We start from the raw sequence: 24,637 nt of genomic DNA, 5'->3' as shown, positions 1-24,637 counted from the left end.
CGCGCTGCGAGAGCCGTGCGTTATTGTGGGCTCCATGAAACCCCTCATCGCAGCCAACTGGAAGATGCACAAACTCCCGAGCGAGGTCACCGCTTGGGCAAGCGACTTTGAGGCGGCGCTAGCGGACACCGACCGCAGCCGTTTCGATCTCGCTATCTGCGCGCCCTTTACGCACCTCAGCGCGCTCGCCGCGGCGCTCGACGGTACGGGCGTCGCCGTCGGCGCTCAGGACGTAAGCTCTCACGCCGAGGGGGCCTACACCGGCGAGGTCTCCGCCGCGATGCTTAAAGACCTCGGCGTGCGCTACGTCATCGTGGGGCACTCCGAGAGGCGCGCCTATCACCACGAAGACGACGCGCTGGTGCGGGGCAAGCTCGAGCGGGTGCTCGAAAGCGGTATGACCCCGATCCTCTGCGTCGGTGAGACCCTGCAGGAGCGCGAAGGGGGGCGCGCGCGGGAGGTGACGCTCGGGCAACTCCGGGGTGCGCTAGAGGGGGTCGCGCTGGGCAACGCTGGTGGGCTCGTGGTCGCTTACGAACCCGTGTGGGCCATCGGCACCGGCAAGACCGCGACCGACGCCGACGCTCAGGAGATGTGCGGCGCCATCCGCGCGGCGCTCAAAGAGCTCTTGCCGGAGCTAGGGGGGGCGGTTCGCATCCTCTACGGCGGCTCGATGAAGGGCGACAACGCCGCCGGGCTGCTCGCGCAACCCGACATCCAGGGCGGGCTCGTGGGCAGCGCCAGCTTGGACGCTCGGTCGCTCGCCCAGATCGCCGCGGCATGCTAGCGCCCGTCTGGGAGGGCTTGCGCGCGGCGGGGGCGGACGCCTTGCTGGTGACACACCCCGCCAACGTGCGCTACTTGTCGGGGTTTTCGTCGCCCGAAGACGGCCGCGTGCTGCTCTCCGACAAGGGCTTGCAGCTCTGGACCGACGGGCGCTACATCCAACAAGCCCGCGAGGAGTCGCGCCTCGAGGTCGTGATCACCGATACGGGGTCGACGTGGGTAGAGCAGCTCTGCACGCACGTCAAAGACGTTCTGGGCGGCCCTCGGCTCGCCTTCGAGGCCGAGAGCACCCCCTACGCGCTCTTTGCGGAGCTGCGCGAGGCGCTCGGCAGCGAACCGGTGCCGACCAAGGGGCTCGTCAGCGAGCTGCGCCTCGTCAAGTCGCCCGCCGAGATCGCAACCCTACGCGAGGCCGCGCGCATCACCGACGAGGCGTTTGCGCACATCCTCGACGTCATTCGACCGGGGCTGCGTGAAGTCGACGTCGCTCTGGAGCTCGAGCGCTTTATGCGCCGCGCGGGCGCCGAAGGGGCGTCGTTTGCGATCATCGTCGCTTCGGGTGTGCGCAGCGCGATGCCCCACGGGGTAGCCTCGAGCAAACCGCTCGCACGCGGCGAGCTCGTCACCCTCGACTTCGGCGCCAAAGTGGCGGGCTATCACGCCGACATGACCCGCACGGTCGCCCTCGGGGAGGTGAGCGAAGCGCACGAACGGCTCTACGACGCGGTGCTGAGGGCGCAGGAGGCGGCCCTTGCGGCCGTCGCCCCCAACGCGGAGGGGCGCGCGGTCGACGCGGTCGCCCGCGACAGCTTGGCCGCCGCGGGTTTGGCGGAGGGGTTTACCCACGGCCTCGGCCACGGCGTCGGTCTGGAGGTTCACGAGCGGCCGCGGTTGTCTCGGCTCTCACAGGACACCCTCCGCCCCGGCATGGTCGTCACCGTCGAACCGGGAGTATACCGGCCCGGCGACGCGGGGGTGCGCATCGAAGACCTCGTAGTCGTCACCGACGCGGGGTGCGAACGGCTCTCCGGGAGCCCAAAGGCGCTGCTTCGGCTCTAGGCATCCGATTGCGGGCGCTGCGGCGCCGCGCTAGAGTAGCGAAAGGCTCCGAGAGCGGTGGAGATGCCCGAGGCTTTGGGGGGAGACGCTTTGAAAAGCAGGCCGCCTTGGCATATGCTGCCTAGGGGTCAGCGTGTACCCAACACGCTCTTTACGCCGTTGTGCAGCTACGCACATGAGTTTGGCAGACGAAGGGAACGAACATGAAGAGGTGCAGCGTAGGGGTTTTGGTCGCAGCAACGCTTTTTTTGGGGGCGTGTGACAATCAGCTGAGCGCCGAGTCGCTCGCCCGCGAACGCCAGTCGCTCCAACGCGAGGTCAACGCGCTGCGCGCCGAGGCCGAGAGCTTACGCGCGGCGAACGACGAGCTGATGGCGCAGCTTTCGACCATCACCGTGCTTTTAGAGACCCAACGCGAGGAGCTCCGCAGCCGCCTCGACGCCTTTGAAAGGAGCGCCGAGCGGGTGCAAGCGCGCGCCAGCGAACTCGGCCGCTCCATCGAGAGCGCGCAGAGCGCCACCGACGACGCGCAGCGGGTCGCCGACCGGGCGCTCGAGCAAGCCGCCCGCGAGGAGCTCGAGGGGGCGCTCGAGGCGCGCAGACAAGCGCCCGAGAGCGAGCCCGCCACGGAGCCCGCGGTGACGGAACCGGCCATGACGGAGCCCGCGATGAGCGAACCCGCCGAGGGGACGCACGCTGCACCCGAGCAGACTGCACCGATCCCATCAGCTCCCGCTACCCCCGAACCGGTGGCGCAACCCGGAGGGGGGCACTAGGCTAGGTCTGTCGCATCCTCGGCTTCCGCGTGAACTGTAAAGAGGACTTGGTGTCCCGTGGCGCGCAGCTCGTGGATCACCCGCGGGCTACGCGGGGGCTGGAACCAAGCCTCGGCTGTTGGTGGCGGCCCCTAAACGCCGCTCGAGACGCGGTTGGAAGCCCTGACACACCGCCGCAGAAAGATCTCCACGCAGGGAGCGATACAAGCCACGCCCAAAAGCGTGGCTTGTTTCCGTTGCATTTGGCGCTCGTCTCTGGCTCCCTTAGGCGCGTCGCGCACCCGCTAGCTTCCCGGGGCCTCCAAGCCGCTCACGAAGCGCTGCGCCGAGCTCAGGATCTCTGCGACTTCGCCCGCGCTCGGCGCTTCGCAGTAGATGCGCAGGACCGGCTCGGTACCGGAGGCGCGAAAGAGCAGCCAGGCGTTGCCGGAGAGGTTGAGCTTGACCCCGTCGAGGGTTTCGACGCGCTCCAACGCGCGCCCGGCAAAGGTGTCGGGCGGGGAGGCCAGCGCACCCAAAACGGCGTCTTTGAGGGCGTTGCCCGAAAGGTGCAGGTCGAGCCGGTCGTAGGCGTGGCGCCACCCGGCCTCCCGCTCGAGCTCGGCAAAGAGTTCGCTCACCGTCCGCCCCGCTTTGACCACCGCCTCTAGCACGAGCAGCGTGTTGGCCAGCCCGTCGCGCTCGGGGATGTGCCCCGCGACGCCGATGCCGCCCGACTCCTCGCCGCCGATCAGCACGTCCCCCCCCAGCATGGCGTCGACGATGTACTTAAAGCCCACCGGCGTCTCCTGCACCGCTAGGCCGCGCTTTTCGGCCAGCCGCTCGATAAGGCGCGAGACGGTAAAGGTCTTGACCACGCGCCCCGTTCCGCCCCGCTCGGCGAGCATGTTTAAGAGCAGCGCGAAGATCTGGTGCGAGTTGAAAAACGTCCCCCCCGGCAGCACCAAACCGAGGCGGTCACCGTCGCCGTCGGTGGCGGAGGCGAAAAGGGCGCCTTGCTCTTTCATGTAGGCCATCGTGGCGGCGAGGTTTTGCGGCAGCGGCTCCGGATTGACGCCGTAAAAGGTCGGCGTCGGTTCGCCGCGCAGCGCCACCAAACGCCACGGCAGCTCGGCGTGGGCGACAAACCCCGTGAGCCACCCCGCCGCCGCGCCACCCATCGCGTCGTGCACCAAGGTGCCGTCAAAGCGCCGCAGCGCCTCGAGGTCGACGAGCTGCGCCAACGCGTCGTAGTAGGCGGCGCGCACGTCGAAGGTCTCGATGCGCTTCGCCCCCCCGTCGCGGCGAACCTCACGTTCGCTCACCGTAGCGACGCGCGCGGCGACCGCCCTATAGATGTCCTCCGTGGCGGTGCCGCCGTAAGGACCTTTAAGCTTAAAGCCGCTATAGGGGGGCGGGTTGTGCGAGGCGGTGAGCATCACCCCGCCGCCGACCCCGTAGTGCTTGACGGCGAACGAGAGCGCGGGGGTCGGCAGGTAGCTCGCCGAGAGGCGGGTGTCGATGCCGTTGGCCGCGAGCACCTCCGCCACGCGCCGCGCGAAGAGGGCGCCGTTAAAGCGGGTGTCGTAACCGACCACGGCGCTCGGCGTACCCTGGGCGTTGAGAAAGTCCGCGTACGCCTGCGCCGCCCGCGCCACGTTGAGGAAGGTGAACTTGTCGCCGATCACGTCGCGCCAACCGTCGGTGCCGAAAACGAGGGTGTCCATGAGGTGCCAGCATAGCAAACCCGCTCCCAGCCGGGAGAAGGGAGGGGCCCCCTAGACCGCCCCGTGACGCGCTGCGGTAGACTGCCCTATGCCGACGGTGATCAAGTATGGCGGCAGTGCCATGACCGACCCCGAGGTGCGACGGCAGATGGCGCAGCGTCTCGCGGCGCTCCCAGAGACCGTCGTTGTGCACGGCGGCGGCCCCTTTATCGCCCAGGCGCTGCGCGACGCGGGGCTCAAGAGCCACTTCGTCCGCGGTCTGCGGGTCACGGACGCACCGAGCTTGGCGGTCATCGAACGCACCCTGACGCGGCTCTCGAAGGTGCTCGCCCAGGAGATCGGCGACGCCGTCGGGCTGCAAGGGCGCGACGCGAGACTGCTCGTCGCCGAACCGCTAGGCGCCGAGTTGGGGTTTGTCGGCGAGGTCGTAGAGGTCAACCGCGCGCTGCTCACGGGGCTGCTCGGTTTGGGCCTCACCCCCGTCGTCGCTTGTCTCGCCGCCACTCCAGACCGCCGCGGGGTGCTCAACGTCAACGCCGATAGCGCCGCGGGGGCAGTCGCGGGGGCGCTCGCGGCGCCCGTGGTGTTTTTAAGCGACGTACCGGGGGTGCTCGAGGACCCGGCAGTCCCCGAAAGCCGCCTCGCGACGCTCAGCGCGCGCGACATCGCGGCGCGCATCGCCGACGGGCGCATCGCCGGCGGGATGATCCCCAAAGTCGAGGCCGCGCTCGGCGCGCTCCGTGCCGGCGCGCCCGTCGCCATCATCGCCGATGGGCGCGTCCCCGAGCAGCTCGAGGCGAGCTTGCGCGGCGAGGTCGGCACCCGCGTCGTGCGCTAGCGCGCCCCCCCACTCAGGTTTGGCGTCCGGCAACGGTGCCTAGCGCGTCGCCTACGGGCGGTCTACGGGCTGCGCGCTGTAGCTGTCCCTGCGGAAACGGTCTTTGCAACCCTCAGGGCACAACGTCAACCACGGCGCCAAGCACAGCGCCAACCGCACCCAGCCAGCCGACGCCCGCTACGGCGACGCGACCGTGATGACGACGTCCGCCGCCGCCACCCCGCCGCGGCCATCGGTCACGACGGCCGTCGCGACGTAGGTGCCGGGTTCGGTGTAGACGTGCGTCGCCTCCGACGCGAGGGTGCGGGTGCCGTCGCCGAAAAAGAGCGTCGTCGTCAGCGCGTCGGCGTTGGGGTCCTCGGCGGTCGCGCTCAGGGTGACCTCGAGGGGAGCCGAGCCCTCGGTGACGTCGGCCTCGAGCGTCACCGTGGGCGGTAGGTTGTTGATGTCGCGGGGGGCGCTGCGCGGCAGCACCTCGATCTGCGTGCTCGCCTCGCCCGTCTGGGCGCCCGCTACGACCTCGACGCGCGCCGTGTAGGTGCCCGCTTCGGTGTAGACGACGGTGCGGCGCGCCCCCCCTTCGGTCGGGGCGCCGATCGCCTCACCGGCGCCGAAATCCCAGCGGTAGGCGGTGACGGGCCGCGCCAGCTCGGCGGTGCGCGCGGTCAAGGTCACCACGAGCGGCCACTCGCCCCGCGCGTTCTCAGCCTCGAGCTCGATGACGGGGTCGGGTAGGGCGCCGCTGCCGCCGGGGAGCGGGCCGCACGCGCCCAGAAAGAGCCCAACGAGCGCGACCGACGCCACCCGCCGGGTCGCGACGCGCCGACTTGCCAACAATCGTGAGGTCGCCATAGGGTCACTATAAAGCCCCCCTTCGCCGCGACCCGTGACGTGCGTCCACGTTGGGGCCCGAACCGGGCCGGCACCGACACGACCGGCCAAAGGGGCGTAGCCCGCCCCGGAACCTGGTATAACGGCCTTCATGCAGCCACCACGCGCCGGAGGACGCTTACAGGGACGTTTGGAGGGGGCGCGACCCCTCGAGCAAAGACGGTGAAGGGGGCGGCCCCACAGGAGGTCTGTATCGGCCTCGACGCCGGCACCACGGGGTGCAAGGCCGTCGCCCTGAGCGCCGCGGGGCGCGTGTGCGCCGAGGCGTCGGCGACCTATCCGCTCCTAAGCGACACCGCGGGCGCTGCCGAGCAAGACGCCGCCGACCTCTGGCGCGCGGTCCAGGCGGCGCTCAGGGCGCTCGCCGAAGGGCTCGGCGGCGCGCGACCCGTCGCGCTCGCCCTCAGCGGGGCGATGCACAGCTTGCTCGCCCTAAGCGGGCGCGGCGAAGCGCTCGGGCGCGCGACGACCTGGGCCGACACCCGCGCCGCAACGGCGCTCGCCGAGCTCCGCCGGGAGAACCCCGCAGGGCTCTACGAGGCGACCGGCTGTCCGCTCGTCGCCCCGTACCACCCCGCGCGGTTGCGCTGGCTGCGCGCGGCCGAGCCAGCGGTGTTCGGGCGCGCGGCGCACTTCGTCAGCCTCAAAGACTGGCTCGGCTACCAGCTGACGGGCGCGCTGCGCACCGACCGCGGCTACGCCTCGACGACGGGGCTCCTCGAGCTGCGCACGGGCCGCTGGAGCGACCTCGCGCTCGAGCTCGCCGGCGTCACCGCGGCGCGGCTCCCCGAACTCGCCGAGCCGACCGACCCCCTCGGCCCCCTCCGCGCCGAGGTCGCGCGCGCGTGCGGGCTACCGCCGGGGCTACCGGTCTTCGTCGGCAGCTCCGACGGCGCGCTCGCCAACTTCGGCGCGGGGGTGCGCAGCCCCGGCAGCACCGCCCTGACGGTCGGTACGAGCGGCGCGGTGCGGCGGGTGACCGCCGCACCGCTGCTCGACCCGGAGGCGCGCACCTGGTGTTACCGCTTTTTCGCGGGACGCTTTCTCGCCGGCGGCGCGGTCAGCAACGGCGGGCTCACCCTCGAGTGGGTCCGCCGCACCCTCTACGGCGAGCTCCCCAAAGCGGAGGGCTTCGCTCGGCTCCTCGACGAAGCGGCCGCGGCCAAGGCGGAGGGGCTTATGGTGCTCCCCTACCTCACCGGCGAACGCAGCCCGCACTACAACGCCGCCCTGCGCGGGGCGGTCTTCGGCCTCAGCGAGGCGCACACGCGCGCCGACTTCGCCCGCGCGGCGCTCGAGGGGGTAGCGTTTTGCCTCAAAGACGTCTGGGAGGTGCTCGGGACGAGCGCCCAGGGCGCTGCGCCCCCCCAGACGGCCGAGCGCCCCGTGCAGCTCACCGGCGGGCTGAGCCGTTCGCCCTTCTGGGCGCAGCTCGTCGCCGACGTTTTGGGGACCCCGCTAGAGGTGGTCGGGGTCGCCGACGCCTCCGCCGTCGGCGCCGCCGCGCTCGCTTGGGCCGCGCAGTGCGGCCTCCCGCTGGGGCGCGCGCCGCACCCCGCCGCCGCGAGGCCGCGGCGCTTTACCCCGCGGGAGGCCGAGCGGCGGCGCTACGACGCCGCGTTCGCGCGCTTTCGGGCGCTGTACACCGCTGTTGCAGAGGACGCCGCTCGTTCGTAACGGGCGGGCTGGCGGGTAAAGATTTCACACCTCCGGCGCCCGCTCAGGCGATGCCAAATATGACCCACGGTGCGGCGCGACGCCGTACTAATCTCATTTTCATGAAACGCTTAAGCCACGACGCTCTCTGCTGGTGGTGGTCGCTCCCCGCGGCCAAACGGCTCGACATCGAACTGAGCTGCCTCGAGGAGGGGGTCGACCTCACCGACATCATCTACCTGCTCTCGGGGCAGGTGTTCGACGACCTGCAAGCGGCCCCGCCCCGCGCGCACCCCGGTTCGGGGGAGGCGCTCGCACCCCTTGGGGCCGGCGCGCTGCCCCTTGTGGAGAGGGGCCTCGAGGGGAGCTAAGTCCTGTCGGCCTGCGCTAAGCGAGCAGCTGCGCGAGCGCCGTGCTGGGGTCTAGCCCCGGGTCGGGGGCCAAAAACCCGCTCGCGTAGAGGTAGAGCGCCACCCCACCGACGGCGAGGCTCACGAGGGTAAAGATGATCCCCCCGGCCTTGTCGAGGTCGGCGCGTTCGGTGGGCGTCTTGTCTTTCGTGGCGAACGAACGGACCGTCCAGAGCACCCCGAAACCGGCGAGGACAAAACAGATAACGGCGAGAAAGAGCATCGTTTCCTCCCAGGCGCCCCGAGGGTCTGTCACCAGCATGGGGGAGGCGCCTGCAACACCCCTTTATACCGCACCCTTAGACCCCACGCTGCGCCGCCCCTGGCAGCCGGCGAAGGGTCTGGCCCGCAGCTCGGCGGGGCCGCGGCAAGCACGTGGCGAACGCCCTGCAAGCTGTGAAAAAGGGCGGCGGGGCCCCGTGGGCTATACTAGAGAGACCATGACCTACCTCGTCCCCCGCACGCGGGTCTTTCGCTGGGTCGTGCTGGCGCTGCTGCTTGGCGGAGCGCTCCTCGGCACGGGGGGGGTGGCTTGGGCCCAGAGCCCGAGCGCCGTCTGGATCGTGCCGATCGACGCAACCATCACCACCGCGACGGCGCGCTACGTCGAAGACCGGCTGGCGCGCGCGAACGCCGAGGGGCCGCTCGCCGTGGTGTTCACCATCGACACGCCGGGGGGCAGCGTCGAGGCGGCCGAGCGGATCTCGAGCGCCATCTTGCGGGCGCGCGTCCCCACCATCGCGGTCGTCGAGCAGGCGATCAGCGCGGGCGCGCTAGTCGCCATGAGCGCCGAGCAGGTCGCGATGCTGCCGGGGTCGGCGATCGGCGCCGCAACCGCGATCAACGCCCTTACCGGCGAGGCGGCGCCCGAAAAGATCAGCTCCGTCTGGCGCGGGCGCTTTCGCTCCGTCGCCGAGGCGCGCGGGCGCAACGCGCGCGTCGCCGAGGGGATGGTCTCCGAGAGCATTGAGATCCCCGGGTTGTCGACCGCCCAGGAGCTCATCACGTTAAGCGCCGCGCAGGCCGTCGAGTACGACATCGCCGACCTGCAAGCGAGCAGCCTCACCGACGCTTTGCGGCAGCTCGGCTACGGCGACGTCGCCACCGAGACGCTGGCGCCGAGCCCCGCGGAGCGCTTCGCGAGCGCCCTGGCCAACCCCCTGCTAGCCGCCGTACTCCTCGCCGTCGGGCTGATCGGGCTCGCCGTCGAGATCTTTACCCCCGGCTTCGGCATCCCCGGGGCGGTCGGTCTGGTGGCGCTGCTGCTCTTTTTCGGCGGTTCGTTTTTGGGGTCGCCGCCCGGCACCCTCGACCTGGTGCTGCTCGTCGTCGGGCTGCTGCTGATCGCCGTCGAGGTCTTTGTACTGCCCGGCTTCGGCGTCTTCGGCCTGTTGGGGTTTGCCGCGGTCGCCTGGGGCGTCGCCCGCATCTTCCAGGGGGACGCGCTCACCATGCTCGGCTACACCACCATCATCGGTGGGGCGCTTTTGGCGCTCGCCCTCTGGCTGCTCCCCAACTCCCGCTTTAGCCGCCCGCTGACCCTCTCCACGCGGCTCTCGGGCGGCCTCGGCGCCCAGACGCCAGGGCTCCCACTCGAGGCCACGCCGGCGCTCGCCGAGCTGCGCGGGCAACGCGGCGTGACCCTGACCGACCTGCGGCCGACCGGCGTGGCGCGCTTCGGCGAGAGGCGCGTCGACGTGCTGAGCGAGGGGGGGTTCGTACCGCGCGGGAGCGCGGTCGAGGTGCTGCGCGTCGAGGGCAACCGCGTCACCGTGCGCGAGGTTACCGGCTCCGCCGGGACGCCTAGCGGCGTTGACCTGGAGGTTACCGGCTCCGCCGGGACGCCTAGCGGCGCTGACCTAGAGGTTACCGGCTCCGCCGGGACGCCTAGCGGCGTTGACCTAGAGGCGACCGACCCCGCCCCCCGAGCCGAGGCGTGACCCGGCGCCGCCTAGGGCCCCCCCTACCCGCTGCCACCTTACACCCTTCTCACCCCAACGCCAAAGGAGCGCTATGGATTTCGGTGTTCTCATCATCGCCGGTATCGTCGTCCTCTTTTTTATCGTCCTCTTCTCGTTCGTGCCCGTCGGGTTGTGGATCTCGGCCGTCGCGGCGGGGGTGCGCGTCAGCTTGACGAGCCTCGTGGCCATGCGCCTGCGCCGCATCCCACCCAACCGCATCATCTTGCCGCTCATCAAAGCCGACAAGGCGGGCATCGAGGTGACCCAAGACCTCCTCGAGGCCCACTACCTCGCCGGCGGTAACGTCGACCGCGTCGTCGACGCGCTGATCGCCGCCGACAAGGCGCGCATCGCGCTGCCTTTTGACCGCGCCGCCGCTATTGACCTCGCGGGCCGCGACGTGCTCGACGCGGTCAAGGTCTCGGTCAACCCGCGCGTCATCACCACGCCGAGCATCGCCGCGGTCGCAAAAGACGGCATCGAACTGATCGGCACCGCCCGCGTGACGGTGCGCGCCAACCTCGAGCGCCTCGTCGGGGGGGCGGGTGAGGACACCATCATCGCCCGCGTCGGCGAGGGGATCATCTCGTCGATCGGTTCGTCGGAAAACCACAAGCAGGTGCTGGAGAGCCCCGACATCATCTCCAAAGCGGTGCTCGAGCGCGGCCTCGACTCGGGGACCGCCTTTGAAATCCTGTCGATTGACATCGCCGACGTCAATGTCGGGAAAAACATCGGCGCGACCCTGCAGACCGACCAGGCCGAGGCCGACAAACGGGTCGCGCAGGCCAAAGCCGAGGAGCGCCGCGCGATGGCGGTCGCCGTCGAGCAGGAAAACCGCGCCATGGTCGAGGCGATGCGCGCGAAGGTGGTCGAAGCCGAGGCGGAGGTGCCGCGCGCGATCGCCGAGGCGTTTCGCAGCGGCAACCTCGGTGTGATGGACTACTACAACCTCGAGAACCTCCAGGCCGACACGCGGATGCGCGGCAACATCGGGCGCGCCGCCGGTGGGGGTGAGGACGGGGCGTGAACCTGCCCAACATCCCCTTCGAGCTCCTCCTGATCGCGCTGTTTTTCCTCCTCCCCGCGCTCGGCAACCTCCTCGGCAAACGCCCCCCGCCCCGCCCTCCAGCGGGGGGGCGTCCCCGCGAGGGCACCAACCCCGACGCCGCCCCCGCAGCGCGCCCTCCGGGCGACGACGCCCTGCAGCGCCGCTTAGAGGAGGCGCGCCGGCGCGTGCAGGAGGCGGCGGCGCAGGAGCGCTCCAGGCGCGGCGGACGCGCACCGGCGCCGCCGCCCAGCGCGCCCCCGCGCGCGCCCGTCCCTCAGCCCCCCTCGGCACCCCCCAGGCGCCCGAGCGACGAACGTCCTGCGACGCCCCCCAGCCCGCCGCTCGAGGTCGCACCCGCTATGCGTGTACAACGCCTGGAGGCCCCGAAACGCGTTACAATCACCTCGAGAGCGGGGCGCGGGCCCTTTACCGACCCGACGGCGACCCTACAGGGGTTTATCTGGCACCAGGTGCTCTCACCGCCGCGCGCCAAGCGACCCGCTACGCTCTCTAGGAGGAGACGCCGATAGCGACCCTGACCCTGAAACTTCGTTCGCCCGCCGAGGCGATGATGCTCTTTGGGCACAACGACGAAAACCTCAAACTGCTGCGCAGCAAACTCTCGGCCAAAGTGGTGGCCCGCGGCGACGAGCTCCGGCTCTCCGGCGAAGAGCTCGCGGTCGCCGAGGCTGAACGGACCTTTTCGGCGCTTCTAGCGAGCATCCGGCGGGGTGAGAAGATCAGCCTCACCGAGCTCGAGCACACCCCTTTGGAGACGCTCGTGAGCGACGCGGGGCCGGTACCCGAGGGGGCCGCCGAACGCCTGCCGCGGCGCGCCCGCCCCAAGACGGCGGGGCAGCGCGCGTACGTCAGCGCCATCGAGCATAACGAGATCACCTTCGGCGTCGGCCCGGCCGGTACGGGTAAGACCTACCTCGCCGTGGCCATGGCCGTGCAGGCCCTTAAAGAGCGGCGGATTAAACGCATCGTGCTGACGCGGCCCGCGGTCGAGGCGGGCGAAAAGCTCGGGTTTCTTCCCGGCGACCTGCAGGCGAAGATCGACCCCTACTTGCGCCCCCTTTACGACGCGCTCTACGACATGCTCGACGGCGACAAGAGCGAGCAGCTCTTTCAAAACGGCACCATCGAGGTCGCGCCGCTGGCCTTTATGCGGGGCCGCACCCTCAACGACGCCTTTATCATCCTCGACGAGGCGCAAAACACCACCCCCGAGCAGATGAAGATGTTTCTCACCCGGATGGGCTTTAATAGCCGCGTGGTCGTCACCGGCGACATCACCCAGACCGACCTGCCGCAAAACGTCGAGAGCGGTCTACGCGTCGCCGAGCGCATCTTGAGGGGTATCGAGGGCATCCGCTTCGTCACCTTTACCGAGGCCGACGTGGTGCGCCACCCGCTGGTTGCGCGGATCGTCAAAGCCTACGACCAGTACACCTGACGGCGACCGCCGCCGACGGGTCTCGCCAGGGCGCTCGAGCGTGCGGCCCGAGGGGTCGCCCGCACCAACGCCCAACCTGCTACAGTTGGCCAAGACGGGGGTGTTTCGGGGTGCGCCCGGAGCCACGCGCCCACCCCCTGACGTACAGAACCCTATGACCCTACGATGACCGCCACCTCCGCCCCCAAAGCGCCGCGAAGGCCGCGGCGCGACCTGCCGCCGCGCCGCCTGTTCTGGTCCGCGCTGCTCTTTGCCGCGACCCTGGCGGGGCTGCTATACAGCGTCTACGGGTCTAGCCCGGCACCGGCGCTGCGCGTCGGCGACCCCAGCCCCCAGACCTTCCGCGCCCCTTTCGACCTCGTGGCGGTCGACCGCGTCGCCACCGAACGCGCGCGGAGCGCCGCGCGCGCGCAGATCGGCGTCCTTTACAGCACCTCGCCCGAGAGGCAGCGCCTCGTGCTCTCCGAACTCGCCGCCGCCGAGCTCCCCGAAAGGGTGCGGCGCTTTTTAACCGAGGCCTATAGCCACCCCGACGGGGTGAGCGAAGCGGAGCTCCCCAACCTCATCCGGGAGGCCGCCGCGCTCGCGGGGGATGGCGAAGCCGTCGCGGCGACGCTGCAGCGCCTCTTGATCAGTACCACCGAACCGAGCGCGCGCCTCACCGAGGCGGCGCGCGCCGCGGCTGCCGAGAGCGTTGAACCGGTGATGCGCGTGCTCGAGGCCGGCGACGTGATCGTCCGGCGGGGCGACCCCTTGACCGACGACGCGCTGCGGGTGCTCGAAGCCGCCGGGCTCTACACCCCCCGCAGCGACCGGCTCGAGCAGAGCCTCGTGCTCGCGCTCGTCTGCGCCCTTTTGGCCCTTTTCCTGACCCTGCCGCTCCTCCACTTCTACCGCAGCCTCCGCGCGCGCCTCACCGTCGGGCAGCTCGCCTTTCTCGTGCTCCTCTGGGCGCTCGGGCTCGTGCTGCAGCGGCTCGCCTTTTTGGCGAGCCCCTACCTCCTCTTTATCGCCTTTTTGCCGCTGCTCGTGGCGGTGCTCACCAGCGAACGCGCCGCTTTCGTGCTCGCCGTCTGGTTGGCGGTCATCACGGCGCTCCTGAGCCCCAGCGACACCCCCTTTCACCCCCTGGCGGCGCTCACCGGCGGCACCACGGCGGCCCTGTTCGCCCGCACCTTTCACGCCCGCCCGGCGCTACTCATTACGGGGCTTTTAAGCGGGGCGGTCGCCGCCGTGACGTTCGCCCTCGGCAGCGCGCTCGTCGGCGGGCTCGGCAACCTGGGGGCGCTCGGGGCGCTCGCGTGGCTTTTGGGGGGCGGGGTGCTCGCGGGGATGCTCGCGCTGGCCGCGCTCCCACTCGCCGAGAGCAACCTGGGCTTTTTGACCGAGTTCCGGCTCCTCGAACTCACCAGCCCCTCCAACCCGCTCCTGCAAAAGCTCCTCTTAGAGGCGCCGGGGACGTACCAGCACTCGCTCATTATCTCCAACTTGGTCGCCCAGGCGGTCGCCAACATCGGCGGCGACCCCCTCTTGGCGCGCGTCGGGGCGCTCTACCACGACGTCGGCAAGCTGCGGCGGCCGCAGTTTTTCACCGAAAACCAGTTTGCCGGGGAGAACCCGCACGACCGCATCTCGCCGCACCTAAGCTACCTGATCATCACCAGCCACGTCCGCGACGGCGTCGAGCTGCTGCGCGAGTACGGCCTGCCGGCGGCGCTCGAGCCCTTTGTCACCGAGCACCACGGCACGACGGTGCTCGCGTACTTCTACAAACGCGCGCTGGAGAGCTCCGAGCGCGTCGACGAGCTCAACTTCCGCTACGCCGGGCCGCGCCCGCAGTCGCGCGAAACGGCCGTGTTGATGCTCGCCGACGCCGTCGAGTCGGCCTCGCGGTCGCTCGCCGAACCCACCCAGGGGAGCGTCCGCGCGATGATCGACCGGCTTATCGAGCAGCGCCTCCAAGACGACCAGCTCGCCCAGAGCCCCCTAAACTTTCACGACCTGGAGGTGATCGCTAGCACCTTCGAACGCCTCCTGACGGCCGTCTTGCACCGCCGCGTGAGTTACCCCTCGGGGGAGGAACTTGATAGATTAAAGCGTGATCGAGATTCTCGCCGAGCGTCCGTACCCCTTCCGTAAGCGGCTCCAGGCGGTGGTCACCGCGCTGAAAGCCGAGCTTGGCGCCGGCGACAAGGAGCTCACGATCGTCTTGGTCGACGACCCGAAGATCCGGGAGCTCAACCGCGCGCACCGCGGGGAGGACGCCCCCACCGACGTGCTCTCGTACCCGCTCGCCGAACCCGACGACGCGGGCTTTCCCGAGGTGCCGCACCTAGGCGACATCGTCATCAGCCTAGACACCGCCGCGCGCCAAGCCGCGGCGCAGGGGCACACCTTAGAGCTCGAGGTCGTCACCCTGGCCGCCCACGGGCTCACCCACCTGCTCGGCTTCGACCACCCGACGGAGGAAGCGTGGACGACCTTCCGCCAAAACCAGGCGCGCGCCGCGGCGCTCCTCGAACGCTCTCGCGAACGCGCCTAGAGGCCGCCTTTCGGGCCGCCTTCGCGGGGGTGGGGGCGGTCTGGCGCACCGAGGGCAACTTCCGCATCCAGGTCCTTGGCGCGGCGCTCGCCCTCGGCGTCGGTCTAGCGGTCGGCGCCGAGCTCGTCCCCTTGTTTCTCGTCTGCGCGCTCGTGCTCGCCCTCGAGCTCGTCAATAGCGCCCTCGAGAGCACCCTCGACCTCGTCTCCCCCGAGTTTCACCCGCTCGTCAAACGCGCCAAAGACGCCGCCGCCGGGGCGGTCCTCGTCGCGGCGCTCTTCGCCGTGTTGGTGGGGTTGTGGGTGCTCGGTCCCCCCTTGTGGCGCGTGGTCTTCGGCTAGCCGCTCCGGTAAACTACCCCATGAACCTCCCTCCGGAGCCCCCCGCCGACCTCCTCGAAGCGGCGCGGCGCGCGCACGCCAGCGCCTACGCGCCCTACTCGGGGTTTCACGTCGGCGCCGCGCTGCGCGCCCCTAGCGGCGCCATCTACGCCGGCGCCAACGTCGAAAACGCCTCCTACGGCCTCAGCCGCTGCGCCGAGCAGTCGGCGGTGCAGGCGCTCGTCTCGGCCGGCGAGCGCACCTTTAGCGAGCTCGTCGTCTACACCACCGCCCCCGAACCGGCGAGCCCCTGCGGCGCTTGCCGCCAGGTGCTCTTCGAGTTTAGCGAGGACGCGACCGTCTACCTGGTCAACGACCGCGGCACGGTGCGGCGCTGGCGCGTCGCCGAGCTTTTGCCGGGGGGGTTTCGGCTGCGCGCGCCCCGCTAGCCGCTTCTTACGCGCGCCCGGTTCTCGCGTGGGTCCGGCTCTCGCGTGAGCCCGGTTCTCACCCGGGTCCGGTTCTCACCTGGGTCCGGTTCTCACCTGGGCCTAGGTATACTCCCCTAGATGAAACGCGCTCCCCTTCTGCAGCTTTTCGCCCTCCTCGCCCTCGCAGCGCCGCTCGCTTGGGCGCAACCGCCCGCGCACGAGGGCGCGGTCGACCGCCTCGTCGTCCTCGCCTTCGACGCCGACGAGACCGACTCCCCCTACCGCTTGGGGCTCGCCACCGGGCTTCAGCGGGCGCTTAACGTCATCGACGGCGTCTACGCCCCCCCCGTCGGCGACACCCTGCTCGTCGCGCAACGCGCCGAGGCGCAGGGCACGCTCGACACCGCCACCTTCGCCGAAGCCTTCGGCGCCCGCGCGCTCGTCAGCGGGCTCGTCGGCCTGAGCGGCGACGGCGAGGGCCTCGTCATCGACCTCGTCTTCGCCGGCCCCGACGACGCCGTCCGGCGCGTCCCCGTCAGCGGACCGGCTGACAACCCCGCCGCCCTGTTGGCGAGCGTCGTCGAGGCGGTCGTCACGGAGCTCGAGCTCACCCTCTCGGCCGACGACGAAGCGCAGGTCGCCGCGGTCGTCGCGCAGACCCCCTCGCTGGCGTCGCTCGGCGCGGTCGGCGAGGCGGCCTTGGGGCTCGAGGCGCGCGACACCCCCGAGCTGCAAGCGGCGGCCGAACGCGACGCGGGCTCGAGCTGGGTGCTCTCGGAGCGCGCCGAAGCTCTCGCCGCCGCCGGGGAGCTCGAGCCGGCGCTAGCGGCGTCGCTCGCCGCTATCGAGGCCGCCCCCGAAGACGTCGAGGCGCTCGTCAAACGCGGTGTGGTGCTCGCCGCGGCGGGCGACGCGGCGACCGCGCGCGAGGCCTTCGCGGCGGCGCTCGCGCTCAACCCCGCGCACGCCGTCGCGCTCGCCGGCAGCGCCCGCTTCGCCGAACCCGAAGCGGCCCGAGCGGCGCTGACGCGCGCCCTGAAGGCGTACCCGCGCTACGCGGCGGCCTACTTAGAGCTCGCGGCGCTGCAGCGCCGCACGGACGACGCCGAGGGGGCCCTGATAACGCTCCGCGAGGCGGTCGAGCGCGTCCCCGAATCGGCCAGCCTGCACGCGGCGCTGATCGGCGAGCTCGTGCGCCGCGGCGAGGGGGACGAAGCGCTCGCGGTCCTCGAGGCGCGCCTGGCAGCCGACCCCGACCCCAGCGCCTACGCGCTCGCCAGCGCGCTCGGCGAAGCGCAGAGCGCGCGCGCCCTGGAGATCCTCCGCGAGGGCCGCCAGCGCTACCCCCAAGACGCGGCGCTCGCGCTCGCCGAGGCCGAGGTGCTGCGCGGCACGGGGAACCTCGAGGCGGCCGAGGCGGTCTTGCAGGAGGCCTTGGACGCCGCCCCCACCAACCCCGAGCTCGCCAACCAGCTCGCCATCACCCAGGCGCAGGCGGGCAGAACGGACGAGGCGCGCGCCACCCTCGAGGCGGCCCTCGCGCAGAACCCGCAGGCCAGGGGGGTGTTGGAGCGCAACCTCGCGCAGCTGCTGCTCGAGGCGGGCCAGAACGAGGCCGCCATCGGGGTGCTCGAACCGCTTTTGGCGCGCGACGCGGGCGACCCCGAGCTCTACACCCTCTACGGCCTCGCCCTCGGCGGGGCGGGCCGCTTCGACCAGGCGCTTAACGCGCTCGACGAGGCGCTGCGCTTAGCGCCGACGTCGCAAGACGCGCAGAACGCGCGGCGGCTTGTCGAACAGAACCAGCGGCTCACCGGCGCCGAGCGCCTGGCGTTTGACCCGGACGTCGCGGCGGTGTTCGGCGCGGGCCTCTCGGCGCTGCAAGCCGATGAGCTGGCGGCGGCGCAGCGCGAGTTCGACCGCGCCGCCGAGCTGCAAGCGGACGTCGCCGACGAAGCGGGCGCCGAAGCGGGGACGATCGCCTTTTACCAGGGCTACGCGCGGCAGCTCCAGGGGGATCTGCGCGGCGCCGTCGAGCACTACGAGCGGGCGCTCGAGGGGCTGCCGGAGAGCGCGACGGTTCTGAACAACGCGGGCTTCGCCTACTTCCGCCTGGGCCGCTTTGACCGCGCGCTCGACTACCTCACGCGCGCCACCCAGGCCGACCCCGACAACAGCGAGGCGCAGCTCAACCTGGGGCTCGTGCTCTTTGATCTCGGCCGCTTCGCCCAGGCGGTCGCCCCGCTCGAGCGGGCGCTCGAGCGCAACCCCGACCTGGCCGAGCTGCGCGTCGACCCCGGCGACGGCGAGCCCCTGCTCCTGCCCGAGCTCGTCGACCAGGCGCGGCAGAGCGCACAGTAAGCGTGTGGTTCGTGGCGTGTGGCTTGTGGCGAGAGCGCCCATCGCCCACACGCCACGCGCCCCGGGCCGCGGGCTCGATAAGATAGCCCCATGAGCGTGCGACCCGAGGTGCGCGCGGCGCGGTCCTACCACTTCACCCCCCGCCCCGCCCCCATCAAACTCGACCAGAACGAATCGCCCTACGACCTGCCGGAGGCGCTAAAAGCGCGGGCGCTCGCGCGCCTCGCCGAGCTCCCCTGGAACCGCTACCCGGAGCTCGGCGCCGAGTCGCTGCGCGCCGCGCTCGCCGCCTATCACGGTTGGGACGAAGCAGGGGTGGTGGTGGCGGGCGGTTCGAACGTGCTCATCCAGGCGTTCGTAGCGGCGTGCGGCCTGACGCAGCGCGTCCTCAGCGTCGCCCCGACCTTTTCGGTCTATAGCGACCAGGCGCGGCTGTTGGGCGCGCCCCTCACCGAGGTGCCGCTAGCGGCGGGCTTTGCGCTCCCCGTCGAGGCGCTTCGGCGCGAGCTGCAACGGGGACCCGGCGTCCTCTTCCTCGCCAACCCCGCCGCCCCGACCGGCAACGCTTTTGCCGAGGCCGACGTGCGGGCGCTCTTCGAGGCTGCGGGCACCTGGACGGTGGTCCTCGACGAGGCCTATCACCAGTTCGCCGAGCGCGACCTCCTGCCGCTCGTGCGCGCGCACCCGAACGCCGCCTCGCTGCGCACCCTGAGCAAGGCCTTCGGGTTGGGGGGGGTGCGGCTCGGCTACGCGCTCACCAGCCCCGACCTCGCCCGAGAGGTGCAGAAGCTGCTGCTGCCCTTTTCGGTCTCGGCGCTGCAGCTCGCGGTGGGCCTTACCGTCCTCGAGGCGCCCGAGTACGTCGCCGCGCGGGCCAAGGAGGTGCGGCTCGAGCGCGAACGCCTGCAGCGCGGCCTCGAGGCGCTCCCCGGGGTCGAGGTGTTCCCCTCGCAGACCAACTTCCTGCTCTTTCGGGTCGGGGACGCGGCGGCTTTTTTCGACCACCTGCTCGGCGCGGGGGTGCTCGTGCGGCGCCAAGACCACCTGCCGGGGCTCGCGGGCTGCTTGCGCGTCTCGGTCGGCACGCCAGCTGAAAACGGGGCCTTTTTGGCGGCGGCGCGCGCCGCGGCCGCAGCGCTCGGGCACCCCGCCGAAGCGGCCCTGGAGGGCACCCGTGGCTGAGCCCGCCGAGACGCACCGCAGCGCCGACGTCGAGCGCCGCACCGCCGAGACGCACCTGCGCGTTAGGCTCGACCTCGACGCCCCCGCCGGCGGCCGCGCGGCGACCGGCCACGGCTTTTTGGACCACATGCTCGAGCAGCTCGTGCGCCACGGGTCGTTTGCGCTCGAGATCACCGGCGAGGGCGACCTGCACATCGACCCGCACCACCTCGCCGAGGACACCGGCATCACCCTCGGCCAGGCGTTTGCCCGCGCGCTCGGCGACCGGCGCGGGGTGCAGCGCTACGCCGACGCCTGGGTACCGATGGATGAGACGCTTGCGCACGTCGTGGTCGACCTCTCCGGCCGGCCCTACCTGATGTTCGAACCGGGCGGTTTCGAGGGGGATGCGGGCGGCTTTAACGTGCACCACCTGCGCGAGCTGCTGCGCGGCTTTTGCAACCACGCGGGCGTCACCATGCACGTGCGCGTGCTCTCGGGCCTCGAGGTCCACCACGTCTGCGAAGCGGTCGTCAAGGCGTTCGCGCGCGCCCTGCGCGAGGCGACGCGCGTCGTCTCCGACACCCTGCCCTCGACCAAAGGGGTGCTCTAGTGCTGCGCCTCGCGCTCATCGACTACGGCGCGGGCAACCTGCACAGCGTCCACAAGGCGCTCGCCCACGCGGGCGCCACCTCGAGCGTCCCCGTCGCGGTCGAGATCACGAGCGACCCGGAGGTCGCCGCGCGGGCCGACGCCCTCGTCTTGCCGGGGCAGGGCCACTTCCGGCAGGTGATGGAGGCGTTTTTGGCCTCCGGCTTTGAACCCGTGGTGCGCCGCCACCTGGGCGCCGAGCGCCCCTTTCTCGGCATCTGCGTGGGGTTGCAGCTGCTCATGCGCACCTCCGAAGAGGCCCCCGGCGTCCCCGGGTTGGGCGTGCTGGCGGGCGACGTCCGGCGCTTTCCCAAAGGGGTGAGCGTCCCGCAGATGGGCTGGAACCAGATCACCAAAGAGGGCGACCCGCCGCTGCTCGCAAGCGTCCCCGACGGCGCTTTCGTCTACTTCGCCAACTCCTACTACGTCGCCTTCGACGACCCGTCGGTGCCGGGGGCGCGCACACACTACGGCGGCGTCAGCTTTAAGAGCGCCGTCTCGCACGCGCACCTGCACGCCACGCAGTTCCACCCCGAAAAGAGCCAAGAGGTCGGGATTCGGGTGCTGCGCAACTTCTGCGCGCTCGCCGCGCGCGCGCACCGCGGGGCCCCGTAGCGCCCCCGCACCCCTCACCGACGCCACACCTTACTCTTGGTAGGATGATGTGTGCGCGCCGCGCTTTGCTGTTTTTGCTTCGCCCTCGGCCTCGCCTGGGCGCAACCGCCCTCCGGGGCCTTTGCCCTGCAGGTCTTCGCCTTCGGCGACCCCGCGCACGCGCAGCGGGTCGCCGAGCGGCTGCGCACCTACGGCTTCGACGCCTACACCGAAACGCCGCCGGGCAGCCGCTGGGTGCAGGTCCGCATCGGCTGCTTCGGCGCTCGAGCGGACGCCGAGGGGCTCTTGGCCGACGTCCGGGCGCGCGTGTCGGCGGACGCGCTCATCGTCCCCTTCTCCCCCGGGGCGGGGGCGAGCGTCTGCGCCGTGCGCGAGTTGGGGTTTATCCCGCCGCCGCGTTGGGAGCTCGCCCACAGCGGCGCCGAGCGCGTGAGCTTTCGCGTCGGCGACCCGCCGCGCTACCTCGTCTTCGACGGCCGCTGGCGGGTCGCGCAGAGCGACGCCGAGACCCACGCGCCGAGCGCCGGGCTGCCCGCCGGGACGCTCCACGCCCACTACCGCGCCACGCGCAGCCGCGGCCGCCCGCTCGTCCGCGCCGACCTCGCGGGCGGCTCGCTGCTCATCGCCGCCGGTGAGCTGCTCTGGACGTCGCGGGGGGCGGCAGTTGTACAGTTGGGCCAGGAGGTCTTTGCGCTGCGGCTCGTGTTGCCCTAGCGCGCGGCAGCCGGGCGGCGTAAGCTTTGCGGTCGACGAGGAGGTCTTCATGAGGTTTGTCGTGCTCACGGGGTTAAGCGGCGCGGGGCGCACCACGGCGCTCGCGGCCCTCGAGGACCTCGGCTACTTCACCGCCGACAACCTGCCCCCCGCCCTCTGGAGCGCGCTCGTCGAACAGGCGCAGACGCGGGGGCGCGAGGGCGAAGCGGCGCGCCTCGCGGTCGGCGTCGGCATCCGCACGGAGGCGTTTTTAGACCGCTTGCCGGAGGCGCTCGCGCAGCTGCAAGCGCGCGGCATCCGCCCCGAGATCGTGTTTTTGGACGCCTCGAACGAGACCCTTATCCGGCGCTACAACTTTACCCGGCGCACCCACCCCTTGGGCTACGCCCCCCTGATCCAAGACATCGCCAAAGAGCGCGAGGTTTTGGGCGAGCTGCGCTCGGTCGCCGACACCGTGCTCGACACCTCCAACTTCTCCGCCCGCGCGCTCACCGAGGAGCTGTGGGCGCGCTTCGGCGCCGACCGCCGCTTTCGGCTGCGGCTCACCTCGTTCGGCTTTAAACGGGGGGTACCCATCGACGCCGACAACGTCTTTGACCTGCGCTCGCTCCCCAACCCCTACTACGACCCGGCACTACGCGTCAAAGACGGGCGCGACGCCGACGTCGCGGCGTACGTCTTTTCAGCCGAGGGGATGGCCTTTTACACCGAGCTGCGCGAGTTCGTCCGGCTCCTAGCGGGTCGGGCGCTCGTTACGGGGCGCTCGAGCTACACCGTGGCGCTCGGCTGCACCGGCGGTCAACACCGCTCGGTGGCCTTCGCCGAACGCCTCAAACACGACCTCGCCGAGGCGTTTGCCACCTACGCCGAACACCGCGACCTCGCCCAAGCGCTCGCCGAACACGCCCCCGCCGCGGGGGCGCCCGAGAGCGGCGCGCAAGGGGCCGATACCGCGCAGGTCAACCGTGGCTAGGTTAGACTTCCGGCGCATCAGCACCGCCCGCCTCTGGCTGACGCCGGGCATGGGGGTCAAACGGCACGTCGTGGTGGTCGCGCTGGGGCTCTGCGTGCTGATGACGGGCGCGAGCTTGGGCGTGCTCTGGCTCCGCAGCGACGGCGCTTACCCCTACCGCGTGCTCCGCCCCCTCGAGGCGGTGCTGCGAGCCTCTTGGTGGAACGCCTGGGGGGGGTGGGTGGCGCTCGCGCTCCTCACGGTCGGCCTCGTGCTCGCCGTCTGGGCGATCGTCCGCCTCAACCGCTCGCTGCTCTCGAACTGGATGCCCAAACCCAAAGACGCGGCGATCTTGCTCCACCGCCGCGTCTCGCTCGCCAAGGGGCCGCGCATCGTGGCCTTTGGCGGCGGCTCCGGGCTCTCGAACCTGCTGCGCGGGCTGCGCCACTACACCTCGAACATCACCGCCGTCGTGTCGGTCAGCGACGACGGCGGCTCATCGGGGCGGCTGCGCGAAGCCTTCGGCATCCCCGCCCCCGGCGACCTCACCGACTGCTTGGCGGCGCTTTCGGACAACGAGCTTCACGTCAGCCGCCTTTTGGAGCACCGCTACGCCCGTGGCGAGGAGCTTAGAGGCCACACCTTCGGCAACCTCCTCATCACCACGCTGACCGAAGTCGAGGGCGACTTTGCGCAGGCGGTGCGGGTGCTCAACTCGCTGCTTAACATCTGCGGGGCGGTCTACCCCGTTACCACCGCCGCCACCGTCCTTAAGGTGCGCAAGCGTTCGGGCGCCGTGGTGTGCGGCGAGAGCAACGTGCGCAACGTCCCCGGCGCGGTCGCCGAGGTCACCATCGAACCCGCCGACCCCGAGCTCGTCCCCGACGTGGGGCTCGCTATCAGCGCCGCCGACCTGATTGTGTTGGGGCCGGGCAGCCTCTTTACCAGCACGCTGCCGCCCCTACTCGTACCGGGCAGCCGCGCGGCGGTGCTGGCCGCGACGGCGCCCGTCGTCTACGTCTGCAACGTCATGACCGAAGCCGGCGAAACGGACGGTTTTAGCGCCTGGGACCACGTCGAGGCGATCTACCGCCACCTGGGGCGTTACCCCGATTGGGTGGTGGTGAATACCGCGCCGGTCAACGCAGAGCGCCTCGAGCGCTACCGCGCCGAGGGCGCCGAGGTGGTCGCGTTCGACCCCGCCCCCTTCGAGGCGGCCGGTATCCAGGTCGCCGCGCTCGACCTGCTGAGCGGCGGGGCGCAGGCCGGACACGACTCCGAACGCCTCGCCAGGTGGCTCTACGCCTTCTCCAAAAACCTCAAGATCACCGCCTAGCATGCTCGCGTTCGTCTTAGCCAGCTTGCTCACCCTGCAAGACCCCGCCGGCGACGCGGTCGGCAACGGCACCCTCGCCGCGCCGACCGCGAGCGCCTTTCGCAGCACCGACCCCTTTGACCTCACCCGCATCACGGTCCCCGACGCCGACACCTTCGGCGTCACCCTCGAGTACGCCCTCATCCCCCCCGCGGACGCCTTTCCCCAAGCCATCACCGAGCTCTACGTGCACGACGCCGACGCCGCCGCCAGGGGGGAGCCGGGCCGCGCGGCGCTGCTCCCGGGCTCCGGGATGCGCCTCCCCGAGGGGCGGGGCTGGCACCTCGCCTTTCGCTTCGTGGGCGAACGCGTCTGGGCTTTCTCCCCCGAAGGCCCCGCCGCCGAGGACGCTTTTCCCCGCGACGTCACCGCCGCGCTCGGCGCGCGCGTGAGGCGCGAGGGCAACACCCTTACCCTGACGACCGCAGCGCCCACCCCGAGGCGCTTTAGCCTCTACGGCATGACGGGGGTCTACGACCCCTTTAGCGAGACGGGTTGGCGCGCCCTGCGCACCGAACCCGCACCGTGGAGCTTTTCCAGCACCGAGCAGACGGTCAACGTCTTGGACGTGCTCACCGACGCCTACGCGCAGCAGCGAGCGGCGATCGACCAGGGGGTGCTCCCCGAGATCCGCGCACCGGTCATTCGGGAAGGGTGGCTGCTGGTCGCGGGCGCGGGCGTCGTGGTAGCCCTTCTGGGTCTCGCCGCGCGCCTCAGCGTCCGCCCCGACGCGCCGACCGAAGCGCCCACCGACACGCCGACCGACACCCCGACGCCCCCCACCCCCGCCCGCGTGCGCCCGCGGGTGCTGGTCGTCAGGCGGCCCGAAGCGCCCGCTCCACAACCGCCCCCCACCGCCGACACCCCCGACGAGCCCGCTGCCGAGCTCGAGGAAGCCCATGCCGAACCCCAAGCCGTCTAG

The 24,637-nt window shown here is 71.2% G+C and carries 25 protein-coding genes; 22 read left to right on the top strand and 3 right to left on the bottom strand.

All coding sequences use genetic code 11. From position 1 onward, the window contains the following. Positions 1-34: 34 nt before the first annotated feature. The 3 genes from tpiA to TRAD_RS02305 all read left to right on the top strand — a co-directional run bounded on the left by tpiA (position 35) and on the right by TRAD_RS02305 (position 2,621). Entirely contained in the window at positions 35-787 is a 753-nt protein-coding gene (gene tpiA / locus TRAD_RS02315) for a triose-phosphate isomerase (RefSeq protein ID WP_013176974.1), read from the top strand. Beyond that, positions 781-1,845, top strand: coding sequence for a M24 family metallopeptidase (locus tag TRAD_RS02310; RefSeq protein ID WP_013176973.1), 1,065 nt, complete (start codon positions 781-783; stop codon positions 1,843-1,845). Before tpiA ends, TRAD_RS02310 begins: the two co-directional genes overlap by 7 nt. A gap of 227 nt (positions 1,846-2,072) precedes the next feature. Continuing rightward, the gene (locus TRAD_RS02305) at positions 2,073-2,621 is read left to right on the top strand and encodes a hypothetical protein (RefSeq protein ID WP_041947103.1); all 549 of its coding nucleotides are present in this window, start codon (positions 2,073-2,075) and stop codon (positions 2,619-2,621) included. Between the two features lie 284 nt (positions 2,622-2,905). On the opposite strand, the gene TRAD_RS02300 is transcribed toward TRAD_RS02305, so the two are convergent. Next, positions 2,906-4,327 (bottom strand): phosphohexomutase domain-containing protein, encoded by a 1,422-nt coding sequence (locus tag TRAD_RS02300; protein WP_013176971.1) that lies wholly within the window; start codon positions 4,325-4,327, stop codon positions 2,906-2,908. A gap of 88 nt (positions 4,328-4,415) precedes the next feature. Here TRAD_RS02300 and argB point away from each other — a divergent pair, with 88 nt between their 5' ends. Then, positions 4,416-5,165 carry an acetylglutamate kinase gene (gene argB, locus TRAD_RS02295; protein WP_013176970.1) on the top strand — a complete coding sequence of 250 codons (750 nt, stop codon included), beginning with the start codon at positions 4,416-4,418 and terminating at the stop codon, positions 5,163-5,165. Between the two features lie 177 nt (positions 5,166-5,342). On the opposite strand, the gene TRAD_RS02290 is transcribed toward argB, so the two are convergent. Further along, positions 5,343-6,017 (bottom strand): PKD domain-containing protein, encoded by a 675-nt coding sequence (locus TRAD_RS02290; protein ID WP_013176969.1) that lies wholly within the window; start codon positions 6,015-6,017, stop codon positions 5,343-5,345. A gap of 201 nt (positions 6,018-6,218) precedes the next feature. On the opposite strand from TRAD_RS02290, the gene TRAD_RS02285 reads away from it, so the two are divergent. Together TRAD_RS02285 and TRAD_RS02280 are read left to right on the top strand one after the other, a co-directional pair. Next, positions 6,219-7,733, top strand: a complete 1,515-nt coding sequence (locus tag TRAD_RS02285) for a gluconokinase (RefSeq protein ID WP_013176968.1) — start codon at positions 6,219-6,221, stop codon at positions 7,731-7,733. Positions 7,734-7,834: 101 nt separating this feature from the next. Continuing rightward, positions 7,835-8,083 (top strand): hypothetical protein, encoded by a 249-nt coding sequence (locus TRAD_RS02280; RefSeq protein ID WP_013176967.1) that lies wholly within the window; start codon positions 7,835-7,837, stop codon positions 8,081-8,083. A 16-nt stretch (positions 8,084-8,099) separates the two neighbouring features. Here the strand turns inward: TRAD_RS02280 and TRAD_RS02275 are convergent, their stop codons facing one another. Beyond that, positions 8,100-8,345, bottom strand: coding sequence for a hypothetical protein (locus TRAD_RS02275; protein WP_013176966.1), 246 nt, complete (start codon positions 8,343-8,345; stop codon positions 8,100-8,102). Between the two features lie 217 nt (positions 8,346-8,562). On the opposite strand from TRAD_RS02275, the gene TRAD_RS02270 reads away from it, so the two are divergent. The 16 genes from TRAD_RS02270 to TRAD_RS02195 all read left to right on the top strand — a co-directional run bounded on the left by TRAD_RS02270 (position 8,563) and on the right by TRAD_RS02195 (position 24,637). Beyond that, entirely contained in the window at positions 8,563-10,062 is a 1,500-nt protein-coding gene (locus TRAD_RS02270; protein WP_049772926.1) for an NfeD family protein, read from the top strand. Between the two features lie 73 nt (positions 10,063-10,135). Next, positions 10,136-11,113, top strand: coding sequence for a flotillin-like protein FloA (floA, locus tag TRAD_RS02265; protein ID WP_013176964.1), 978 nt, complete (start codon positions 10,136-10,138; stop codon positions 11,111-11,113). Next, positions 11,110-11,664 carry a hypothetical protein gene (locus tag TRAD_RS02260; RefSeq protein ID WP_013176963.1) on the top strand — a complete coding sequence of 185 codons (555 nt, stop codon included), beginning with the start codon at positions 11,110-11,112 and terminating at the stop codon, positions 11,662-11,664. The genes floA and TRAD_RS02260 overlap by 4 nt, the downstream gene beginning before the upstream one ends. Before the next feature lie 38 nt (positions 11,665-11,702). Then, a complete protein-coding gene (locus tag TRAD_RS02255; protein WP_013176962.1) occupies positions 11,703-12,593 on the top strand; it encodes a PhoH family protein in 891 nt (296 codons plus the stop codon). Between the two features lie 165 nt (positions 12,594-12,758). Next, a complete protein-coding gene (locus TRAD_RS02250; RefSeq protein ID WP_013176961.1) occupies positions 12,759-14,732 on the top strand; it encodes an HD family phosphohydrolase in 1,974 nt (657 codons plus the stop codon). Continuing rightward, the gene (gene ybeY, locus TRAD_RS02245; RefSeq protein WP_013176960.1) at positions 14,692-15,135 is read left to right on the top strand and encodes an rRNA maturation RNase YbeY; all 444 of its coding nucleotides are present in this window, start codon (positions 14,692-14,694) and stop codon (positions 15,133-15,135) included. The genes TRAD_RS02250 and ybeY overlap by 41 nt, the downstream gene beginning before the upstream one ends. Continuing rightward, a complete protein-coding gene (locus TRAD_RS02240) occupies positions 15,066-15,476 on the top strand; it encodes a diacylglycerol kinase (protein ID WP_041947098.1) in 411 nt (136 codons plus the stop codon). Before ybeY ends, TRAD_RS02240 begins: the two co-directional genes overlap by 70 nt. A gap of 20 nt (positions 15,477-15,496) precedes the next feature. Next, entirely contained in the window at positions 15,497-15,904 is a 408-nt protein-coding gene (gene cdd, locus TRAD_RS02235) for a cytidine deaminase (protein WP_013176958.1), read from the top strand. A 120-nt stretch (positions 15,905-16,024) separates the two neighbouring features. Then, entirely contained in the window at positions 16,025-18,247 is a 2,223-nt protein-coding gene (locus tag TRAD_RS16195; RefSeq protein ID WP_013176957.1) for a tetratricopeptide repeat protein, read from the top strand. A gap of 90 nt (positions 18,248-18,337) precedes the next feature. Continuing rightward, on the top strand, positions 18,338-19,429 hold the full coding sequence (gene hisC, locus TRAD_RS02225) for a histidinol-phosphate transaminase (RefSeq protein WP_013176956.1): 1,092 nt from the start codon (positions 18,338-18,340) through the stop codon (positions 19,427-19,429). Next, positions 19,422-20,021, top strand: coding sequence for an imidazoleglycerol-phosphate dehydratase HisB (gene hisB / locus TRAD_RS02220; protein WP_013176955.1), 600 nt, complete (start codon positions 19,422-19,424; stop codon positions 20,019-20,021). Before hisC ends, hisB begins: the two co-directional genes overlap by 8 nt. Continuing rightward, positions 20,021-20,674: an imidazole glycerol phosphate synthase subunit HisH gene (hisH, locus tag TRAD_RS02215; RefSeq protein WP_013176954.1), complete on the top strand. Its 654-nt coding sequence runs from the start codon at positions 20,021-20,023 to the stop codon at positions 20,672-20,674. The genes hisB and hisH overlap by 1 nt, the downstream gene beginning before the upstream one ends. A 51-nt stretch (positions 20,675-20,725) precedes the next feature. After that, a complete protein-coding gene (locus TRAD_RS02210; RefSeq protein ID WP_013176953.1) occupies positions 20,726-21,388 on the top strand; it encodes an SPOR domain-containing protein in 663 nt (220 codons plus the stop codon). A gap of 49 nt (positions 21,389-21,437) precedes the next feature. Beyond that, on the top strand, positions 21,438-22,361 hold the full coding sequence (rapZ, locus tag TRAD_RS02205) for an RNase adapter RapZ (protein ID WP_013176952.1): 924 nt from the start codon (positions 21,438-21,440) through the stop codon (positions 22,359-22,361). Continuing rightward, a complete protein-coding gene (locus TRAD_RS02200) occupies positions 22,354-23,676 on the top strand; it encodes a gluconeogenesis factor YvcK family protein (RefSeq protein WP_013176951.1) in 1,323 nt (440 codons plus the stop codon). The genes rapZ and TRAD_RS02200 overlap by 8 nt, the downstream gene beginning before the upstream one ends. A gap of 1 nt (position 23,677) precedes the next feature. Next, complete coding sequence (locus TRAD_RS02195) at positions 23,678-24,637, top strand: glucodextranase DOMON-like domain-containing protein (RefSeq protein WP_013176950.1); 960 nt, start codon at positions 23,678-23,680, stop codon at positions 24,635-24,637.

Source organism: Truepera radiovictrix DSM 17093, assembly GCF_000092425.1.
GTDB classification, from domain to species: Bacteria; Deinococcota; Deinococci; order Deinococcales; family Trueperaceae; genus Truepera; species Truepera radiovictrix.
The sequence above is the reverse complement of the archived record's forward strand: the minus strand, read 5'-3'. Positions and strand labels throughout refer to the sequence as shown.

Bases quoted from the DNA above. Each gene is read 5' to 3' on its own strand.
- TRAD_RS02250 (WP_013176961.1), top strand. From the start codon at position 12,759: ATGACCGCCACCTCCGCCCCCAAAGCGCCGCGAAGGCCGCGGCGCGAC.
- TRAD_RS02280 (WP_013176967.1), top strand. From the start codon at position 7,835: ATGAAACGCTTAAGCCACGACGCTCTCTGCTGGTGGTGGTCGCTCCCC.
- TRAD_RS02300 (WP_013176971.1), bottom strand. From the start codon at position 4,327: ATGGACACCCTCGTTTTCGGCACCGACGGTTGGCGCGACGTGATCGGC.
- TRAD_RS02290 (WP_013176969.1), bottom strand. From the start codon at position 6,017: ATGGCGACCTCACGATTGTTGGCAAGTCGGCGCGTCGCGACCCGGCGG.
- cdd (WP_013176958.1), top strand. From the start codon at position 15,497: ATGAACCTCCCTCCGGAGCCCCCCGCCGACCTCCTCGAAGCGGCGCGG.
- rapZ (WP_013176952.1), top strand. From the start codon at position 21,438: ATGAGGTTTGTCGTGCTCACGGGGTTAAGCGGCGCGGGGCGCACCACG.
- hisC (WP_013176956.1), top strand. From the start codon at position 18,338: ATGAGCGTGCGACCCGAGGTGCGCGCGGCGCGGTCCTACCACTTCACC.
- TRAD_RS02275 (WP_013176966.1), bottom strand. From the start codon at position 8,345: ATGCTCTTTCTCGCCGTTATCTGTTTTGTCCTCGCCGGTTTCGGGGTG.
- TRAD_RS02270 (WP_049772926.1), top strand. From the start codon at position 8,563: ATGACCTACCTCGTCCCCCGCACGCGGGTCTTTCGCTGGGTCGTGCTG.
- floA (WP_013176964.1), top strand. From the start codon at position 10,136: ATGGATTTCGGTGTTCTCATCATCGCCGGTATCGTCGTCCTCTTTTTT.
- tpiA (WP_013176974.1), top strand. From the start codon at position 35: ATGAAACCCCTCATCGCAGCCAACTGGAAGATGCACAAACTCCCGAGC.
- TRAD_RS02255 (WP_013176962.1), top strand. From the start codon at position 11,703: ATGATGCTCTTTGGGCACAACGACGAAAACCTCAAACTGCTGCGCAGC.
- TRAD_RS02195 (WP_013176950.1), top strand. From the start codon at position 23,678: ATGCTCGCGTTCGTCTTAGCCAGCTTGCTCACCCTGCAAGACCCCGCC.
- TRAD_RS16195 (WP_013176957.1), top strand. From the start codon at position 16,025: ATGAAACGCGCTCCCCTTCTGCAGCTTTTCGCCCTCCTCGCCCTCGCA.
- argB (WP_013176970.1), top strand. From the start codon at position 4,416: ATGCCGACGGTGATCAAGTATGGCGGCAGTGCCATGACCGACCCCGAG.
- TRAD_RS02310 (WP_013176973.1), top strand. From the start codon at position 781: ATGCTAGCGCCCGTCTGGGAGGGCTTGCGCGCGGCGGGGGCGGACGCC.